The sequence below is a fragment of the uncultured Caulobacter sp. genome (assembly GCF_937900395.1).
Lineage (GTDB): Bacteria > Pseudomonadota > Alphaproteobacteria > Caulobacterales > Caulobacteraceae > Caulobacter.
In genome coordinates this window covers 1-7,460 of record NZ_CALCDX010000069.1, presented here as the reverse complement: position 1 = coordinate 7,460, position 7,460 = coordinate 1, and the positions used below count along the sequence as shown (strand labels likewise).

Genomic DNA, 7,460 nt, shown 5'->3' with positions numbered 1-7,460 from the left:
TTCTGGATCACCTGGGTCGGCGCATCCACATCCTCGAAGGCCGCCACGGGCGTCTCGAAGTCGCGCGGATTAGCGAGACCATTGGCGCCGATCGGCCCCAGCTCCGGCAGGCGGAAGGCCGCGCCGTAGTTCTCGCAGACATAGCCGCGCGAGGGCCCCTCGACCTCGACCCGGAACCGCACGCCGCGCGGGACCACCGCGATGTGACCGGGGCCGGCGGTCAGGACGCCAAACTCGGTCATCAGGGTCAACACGCCCGTCTGCGGCACGATCAGCAGCTCGCCGTCAGCGTCGTAGAAGACGCGGTTCCGCATCGAGGCGTTGGCCAGATAGACGTGGACGCCGATGCCCGACAGCGTCGCCGCATCGGCGTTGCCGGCCAGGGTGACGAGACCGTCGACGAAGTCGGTCGGCGCGGACGGGATCTCCAGCGGGCTCCAGCGAAGGCGGTTGGGCGTCACCGGCCCGCCGAAGGTCGAGACCAGCGTGGCCTGGGCGTAGGGCGCATATGGCCCGTGCCCAGCGCTGGGCCGCAGGCGGTACAGCCAACTCCGGCGGTTCTCGTGGCGCGGCGCGGTGAAGGCCGAGCCCGACAGCTGTTCGGCGTAGAGGCCGAACGGAACCTTCTGCGGCGAGTTCTGCCCCACCGGCAGGGCGCCGGGATGCGCCTCGGTCTCGAAATAGGAGCCGAAGCCGGTTTGGTACTTCAGCGTTTCGGTGCTGCTCACCTGCGTCCTCCCCCACCCCGACTTTCCCGGCGAATGCCGGGACCCAGATTCATCCGGGGCGGTTCGTGGGTTTCACCTGGGCCCCGGCCTTCGCCGGGGAGATCGGGATAATGTGACGGCGCCGAAGCGCCGTCCATGGCCTCGCTTCTACGCCTCGACCGTGATCACGCCGCGGCGGATCTGATCCAGCTCGATGCTCTCGAACAGCGCCTGGAAGTTGCCGTTGCCAAAGCCCTCGTTGCCCTTGCGCTGGATGATCTCGAAGAAGATCGGGCCGAACAGGTTCTCGGTGAAGATTTGCAGCAGCAAGCCTTCCTCGCCGACATTGCCGTCGATGAGGATGCGGTTCTTGCGCAGGCGCTCCAGGTCCTCGCCGTGGCCAGGCACGCGCTTGTCGACCAGCTCGTAGTAGGTCTCGATCGTGTCCTGCAGCTTCACGCCCCGGGCGCGCAGCTTCTCGACGGTGTCGTAGATGTTGTCGGTGGTCAGGGCCAGGTGCTGGATGCCCTCGCCGTTGTACTGGCGGATGAACTCCTCGATCTGGCTTTTGTCGTCCTGGCTCTCGTTCAGCGGGATGCGGATGGCCTTGTCGGGCGCGATCATCGCTTGGCTGAACAGGCCGGTCGCCTGGCCCTTGATGTCGAAGTACTTCTGCTCCTCGAAGCCGAAGACCTGGTTGTAGAAGGTCGACCAAGTGCGCATCTGGCCACGCTTCACGTTGTGGGTCAGGTGATCCAGCAGGTCCAGGCCGACATTGTTCTTGGCCTCGGCCAGGGCCGCGCCCGGGACCTGCTCCCAGCTGTCATAGATCGTGCCCGCATCGCCATAGCGGTCGACCAGATAAAGCAAGGATCCGCCGATGCCTTCCAGCACCTTGGCGCCCTCGCCCAGCAACGAGCGGCTGGCGTCGGCGGGCTTGGCGCCGCGCTTGATCGCTTCGGCATAGGCGGCTTCGGCGTTCTCGACCCGGAAGGCCATGCCGTTGGCCGACGGACCGTGCTCGGCGCGGAAGTCGGCGACCTGGCCGGCGGCCTCCTCGTTGACGATCAGATTGATGCGGCCCTGCTTGTAGCGGGTCGCGGCCTTGCTCGGGTGCTTGCTGGCGGCGACGAAGCCCAGCTGCTCGATCAGCGCCTTCATGGCGGCCGGGTCGGGGCTGGTGAACTCGACGAACTCGAAGCCGTCGAGGCCCAGGGGGTTCTGGTCGGTGACGAGGGTCATGGGCGGCTCTCTCCCTAGAGATTTCTTATTTCGCCAGCGCCGCCGGCAGGGCGGCGATCAGGGCGTCGTTGTCGGCGGGGCGGCCGATGGTGATGCGGACCCAGCCGCCGGCGACCGGCGTCGGGCGGATGATCAGCCCCTCCTGCAACAAACGCATGGCGGTCGCTTCGGGACCGGCCGGCGCGCGCAGGAAGACGAAATTGGCCTCGCTGCGGGTGTGCTCGATACCCAGGTCGTCCAGCGCCGCTTCGATCCGGCCGCGCTCAGCGATGGTCAGGGCCACCGTGCGGGCCAGGTGATCCTGGTCGCTCCAGGCGGCCAGGGCGGCGGCCTGGCTGACGGCGGTGACGTTGAAGGCTGGGCGCAGGCGGTCGAGATAGCCGACCAGCTCGGCCGACGAAGCGATCCCATAGCCGACGCGCATGCCGGCGAGGCCATAGGCCTTGGAGAAGGTGCGGGCCGACACCCAGGGACCGCCCCAGGCGTCCAGCAGGGCGAAGGTGTCGAAGGCCTCGTGATACTCGCGATAGGCCTCGTCGACGAAGACCAGGGTCGAGCGCGGCGTGACCGACAGGATCTCCTCGATGTCCGAGGCGGTCAGGGCGTTGCCGGTCGGGTTATTGGGCGTGCACAGAACCAGCAGCTTCGGCCCTTGGGCCGCGGCGGTCTTGAAGGCCGGCACGTCGAGGTCGAAGTTCGCTAGGCGCGGCACGTCGACGATCCGGGCCTCGGCGCAGCGGGCGAAGATGTCGTAGGCCGGGAAGGTCGGACTGGACATCAGGATCGCATCGCCCGGGTGCAGCACCGCGCGGAACAGGTAGTCGATCAGAGCCTCCGACCCCGGCGAGACCACGATCCGGGCGGCGTCGACGCCCAGACGTCCGCCAATCGCGGCGCGCAGCGTCTCGCAATAGGGATCCGGATAGAGCTCAGGCTCGGCGATGGCGGCCGCGACGGCGGCGGCGACCTTGGGGCTGGCGCCCAGCAGGTTCTCGTTGCTGGCCAGCTTGGAGAATTGGGACCGCCCGGTTCGCTTGCCCGCCTCGGCCAGGGTCATGCCGGATTTGTACGCCTGGACACCCTCGAGAGCCGGCCGCATGGGCGAAGCGGGCGTGGCGGTGACGGGCTTGCGATCCAGGACGAGCATGCGGCCGCTCCAAAAAGACGAGAGCGGGCAACTTATCGCGGATCTAAAGTCAGATCGTGGCGATCATGATCAAGATTACCGCCATTTAGGTCACATCCTGCCAACCACTCCGCTTGATCTTCGTCAAAGTGATCAGTCGAGATAGTCCAGCGGCAGGGCGGTGGAATCCTTCAACGTGTCGAGCACGAACGATGAGCGGATGTCCTTCACGGCGGGCATCTTGAGCAGGCGCTTCATGGTGAAGTCGGCATAGGCGTCGAGATTGGGCACCGCGACCTTCAGCAGGTAGTCGTAGCCCCCCGTCATGACGTAGCAGCCGACCACCTCGGGCTCGCGCAGAACCGCCTGCTTGAAGGCCTCGGCGGCCTCCTCGCTATGGCGATCGACCTGCACTTCCACATAGGCCAGCACATCCAGCTTGGCCTTGCGACGATCAAGTAGCGCGACGTAGCCGCTGATCAGGCCCGAAGCCTCCAGCTGCTTGACCCGCCGCAGGCACGGGCTGGGCGACAGCCCCACCCGCTCGGCCAGCTCGACGTTCGAAATCTTGCCGTCCTGCTGGAGGATCTGGAGGATCTTCCGATCAGTTCGCGTCAGCTTCATCGTGACCGCTTTCTCGCGAGGATTGGCATAAAGTGACGAACTATCCGATTTCGTCGATCCTGAGGAGAGACGTCTTGCGCGCGGCTCCGCTTGCCGCTCTACCATTGAGCGCAACACGTCACGCGAGGATGCCGCATGCCCGACAGCCCTTTCGCTCTTCCGCCCAGCAAACCTTCTAAGCCGTCGCTCCAAATGGCTGGACGGCAGGTCATGATCTGGACGGCGGCGGCGCTGCTGTTGCTCCTCGGCTCGTGCGCGGTGATCACTCAAAGCACGACGGTCGAACCAGGTAATGTCGGGGTCAAGATCCGCACCCTCGGGGCCTCGGCGGGGGTGGCGCCCGAGCCCCTGCCCGCCCGCTGGTATCTGCGCGGCATCGGCGAGCGGATCATCCAGTATCCGGTGATCCAGCGCACCTACAGCTACACGCGCGAGGCTGACGAGCGCGGCAACGAGAACGAGGAGATCACCTTCTCGGACAACACCGGCCTGCCGATGACGGCGGACATCTCGGTGACCCTGCAGGTCAATCCGGCCTCGGCGCCGAACCTCTACCAGACCTACCGCCTGTCCTTCGACCAGTTGCTGGACGGACCGATCCGTAATGACGTGCGCTCGGCCGTGGCGGCCGAGGCCGAGAAGGTCGGGGTGGAAACGCTCTACAGCGGTGGTCGCCAGATGGTAATCCAGAAGGCCTATGCCCGCGTCGCCGGCAAGTGGGCCCGTCACGGGGTCAATATCAGCCAGCTGGATTGGATTGGCTCGATCCGTTACCCGAACGCCATCATCCAGCAGATGCAGGCCAAAACTCAGCTGGAGCAGGAAGCCCTGGCCGCCAAGGCGCTGGAGGCCAAGGAGACCGCGCTCGCCAACGCCGCGATCGCCAAGGCGCGCGGCGAGGCCGAGGCCATCCGCATCAAGGGTGAGGCGCTGCGCGCCAACCCGCAGGTCCTCCAGCAGCTGGCGATCGAGAAGTGGAACGGCGAACTGCCCAAAGTGACCGGCGGTTCGACGCCCTTCGTGAAGATCGACTAGATCGGGGAAGGGCCTATAGCGCCTCGCAATAGAAGCGCCCTGGCTCCGGGCCGTCCGGATAAAGGGCCTGGAAGCGATAGAGGACGAGAACCCATTCGGCCTCTTCCAAGCTGACGCCGAACCGCTGCGCCACCCAGCCGGCGGAAGGCTCCTCGAAGACGTCGCTTCGGATCTCGTCGCCGCCGCCTAACCCCATTGCGGGAAAGGGTCCGGCAGTTTGGTCCAGGCCTTGGGACCGAAGCCAAATTGCAGGTCGGAGAGCAGGCAGGCGTCGAAGCCTCGGGTCAGCGCTTCGCGATCCATGTTCTGGCCGATCAGCACGATCTCCTGCCGGCGGTCGCCGTGGATCGGCTTCCAGACCTTCTGGATCGCCGCGCGCCAGGCCGCGTCTTCGGGCCAGTATTCCTCCGGCGCGCTCGCCCACCAGCGGCCATGAGGGCCGAACTGGGTCACCGCGCCGGCCTGGCTCCAGCCGCCGACGCGGTCATAGCGGGTAGCCAGCCAAACGAAGCCCTTGGACCGGATGACGCCCGGCCATTCTCTGTCCAGCCAGGCCTTCAACTTCTCCGGATGGAACGGCTTCGACGCCCGATAGACGAAGTGGCTGATGCCGTACTCCTCGGTCTCGGGCAGCACCTCGCCCATCAGCGCCTTCTGCCAGCCGGCCGCTCCCTCGGCTCGGACGGGATCGAACAGGCCGGTGTCCAGCACATCGTCCAGCGCGACCGCGCCGCGTTCCGAGCGGACGATCCGCGCCTGCGGATTGAAGGTCGCGATGATCGCCTCGAGGCGGCCCAGGTCCTCCGCGGACACCAGGTCGGCCTTGTTCAGCACGATCACGTCGGCGAACTCGATCTGCTCGACCAGCAGATCGACGACGGTTCGTTCGTCGCCCTCCCCCGCCGTCTCGCCGCGATCGGCGAGGCTGTCGCGCGAGCCATAGTCACGGAGGAAGTTGAAAGCGTCGACCACGGTCACCATGGTGTCCAGCCGCGCCACGTCCGACAGGCTCTGGTCGGCTTCGTCGCGGAAGTCGAAGGTCGCGGCGACCGGCATCGGCTCGGAGACGCCCGTGGACTCGATCAGCAGGTAGTCGAAGCGCCGCTCGGCGGCCAGGCGGCGAACCTCCTTGAGCAGGTCATCTCGCAGGGTGCAGCAGATGCAGCCATTCGACATCTCGACCAGCGTCTCGTCGGTGCGGGAGAGGTTCGCGCCGCCCTCCGCGACCAAGGCCGCGTCGATGTTCACCTCGCTCATGTCGTTGACGATGACCGCGACCTTCTTGCCCTCGCGGTTGGCCAGCACATGGTTCAGCAGCGTGGTCTTACCGGCGCCCAGGAAGCCCGAGAGGACGGTCACCGGCAGACGCCGATCAATGCGGCCCGAGGGCTTGGGGGGTTGAACGGTCACGCGCGCCTCTTGCGTTACAATGTAACACCACTAGCGCCTCGCCAAATCCAGCTCAACAGAAATGTTATCTTATAACATCACGAGCATCCCCCAAAGCAAAACGCCCCGGAGTCTCCTCCGGGGCGTTTCAGCTATTTAGGCCCCCGTTTGGGGTCGCCTTTTCAGTTGGCCAGGCGACGCAGGAAGGACGGGATTTCCAGGTCTTCGCCGTCGTCGGTCTGCGGCGTTTCAACCGGCGCCAGCTGCGGGCGGACGCTCTGGGTGGTGCGGGCTTGTGGCTGCGGGGCCGAGGCCTGCTGCTCGTAGCGTTGACGACCACCGCCGAACATCGAGAGCCAGCCGCCTTGCTTCTGCGGACGGCGCTCCTCGTAGTAGTTGTTGCTGTCCGAGAAGAGCGGCTCTTCGGCGACCTCGTCGACCAACGGGTCGACGATGCGGTTCACTTGACGGGCCGCCGGCTGGGCCACGCGCGGTTCTTCAGCGACGGTCGGCTCGTCGTAATAGAGCTCGGCTTCCGGCTCCGGCTGGGGCGCGGACATGACGATCTCGGGCTCCGGAGCCGGGGCCGGTTCAGGCACCGGGGCGAAGGCCGAAGAGAACGCGGCGGAGGGACGCTCCGCCGGACGCGCGGCTTCATAGCGGGCGGTCGGACGAGCCGGCTCAGGCTGCGGCGCCGGACGAGCGGTGTCGGCGATCAGCGGCTGGGTCGTGGTGTTGCGGGTGACCGGCTTCGGCTCGATCTGGGCGATCGAGGCGCCGTCCATGCCGGTGGCGACCACCGACACGCGGATCACGCCTTCCAGCGACGGGTCGAAGGCCGCGCCGAAGATGATGTTGGCTTCCGGATCGACTTGGTCCGAGATCGCGTTGGCGGCCTCGTCGACTTCCAGCAGGGTCATGTCCATGCCGCCGGTCACGTTGACCAGCACGGCCTTGGCGCCCTTCAGCGAGACTTCGTCCAGCAGCGGGTTGGCGATGGCGTTCTGCGCGGCCATCAGGGCGCGGTCTTCGCCGGTGCCCTCGCCGGTGCCCATCATCGCCTTGCCCATCTCGGTCATGACCGTGCGGACGTCGGCGAAGTCGAGGTTGATCAGGCCCGGCAGGACCATCAGGTCGGTGATCGAGCGGACGCCCGAGTGCAGCACCTGGTCGGCCATGCCGAACGCTTCGGCGAAGGTCGTGCGCTCGTTGGCGACGCGGAACAGGTTCTGGTTCGGAATGACGATGAGGGTGTCGACGTAGCGCTGCAGTTCCTGGATGCCGCTGTCGGCCAGGCGCATGCGGTGACGGCCTTCGAAGTGGAAGGGCTTGGTCAC

8 protein-coding genes and 1 pseudogene are annotated in these 7,460 nt (G+C 66.5%); 1 reads left to right on the top strand and 8 read right to left on the bottom strand.

Annotated elements, in window-relative coordinates; translation table 11 throughout:
* The 5 genes and pseudogenes from Q0379_RS06090 to Q0379_RS06070 all read right to left on the bottom strand — a co-directional run.
* The coding region (locus Q0379_RS06090) for a homogentisate 1,2-dioxygenase (RefSeq protein WP_299005720.1) at positions 1-710 on the bottom strand (710 nt) is incomplete at its 3' end.
* A gap of 36 nt (positions 711-746) precedes the next feature.
* Positions 747-833 (bottom strand): annotated as a pseudogene (locus tag Q0379_RS06085) (hypothetical protein); the annotation flags it as partial.
* A 42-nt stretch (positions 834-875) separates the two neighbouring features.
* Positions 876-1,949 carry a 4-hydroxyphenylpyruvate dioxygenase gene (gene hppD, locus Q0379_RS06080; RefSeq protein WP_299005718.1) on the bottom strand — a complete coding sequence of 358 codons (1,074 nt, stop codon included), beginning with the start codon at positions 1,947-1,949 and terminating at the stop codon, positions 876-878.
* Between the two features lie 25 nt (positions 1,950-1,974).
* Positions 1,975-3,096, bottom strand: a complete 1,122-nt coding sequence (gene hisC / locus Q0379_RS06075) for a histidinol-phosphate transaminase (protein WP_299005715.1) — start codon at positions 3,094-3,096, stop codon at positions 1,975-1,977.
* Between the two features lie 132 nt (positions 3,097-3,228).
* Entirely contained in the window at positions 3,229-3,699 is a 471-nt protein-coding gene (locus Q0379_RS06070; RefSeq protein ID WP_099538559.1) for an Lrp/AsnC family transcriptional regulator, read from the bottom strand.
* Between the two features lie 135 nt (positions 3,700-3,834).
* On the opposite strand from Q0379_RS06070, the gene Q0379_RS06065 reads away from it, so the two are divergent.
* Positions 3,835-4,734: an SPFH domain-containing protein gene (locus Q0379_RS06065; protein ID WP_299005709.1), complete on the top strand. Its 900-nt coding sequence runs from the start codon at positions 3,835-3,837 to the stop codon at positions 4,732-4,734.
* A 13-nt stretch (positions 4,735-4,747) separates the two neighbouring features.
* On the opposite strand, the gene Q0379_RS06060 is transcribed toward Q0379_RS06065, so the two are convergent.
* From Q0379_RS06060 to Q0379_RS06050, 3 genes are all read right to left on the bottom strand, one after another.
* Positions 4,748-4,930, bottom strand: coding sequence for a hypothetical protein (locus Q0379_RS06060; protein ID WP_299005706.1), 183 nt, complete (start codon positions 4,928-4,930; stop codon positions 4,748-4,750).
* Positions 4,921-6,144 (bottom strand): zinc metallochaperone GTPase ZigA, encoded by a 1,224-nt coding sequence (zigA, locus tag Q0379_RS06055; protein ID WP_299005703.1) that lies wholly within the window; start codon positions 6,142-6,144, stop codon positions 4,921-4,923. The genes Q0379_RS06060 and zigA overlap by 10 nt, the downstream gene beginning before the upstream one ends.
* Before the next feature lie 161 nt (positions 6,145-6,305).
* Positions 6,306-7,460: cell division protein FtsZ (locus Q0379_RS06050; protein WP_299005700.1), on the bottom strand; the 1,155-nt coding region annotated here is incomplete at its 5' end.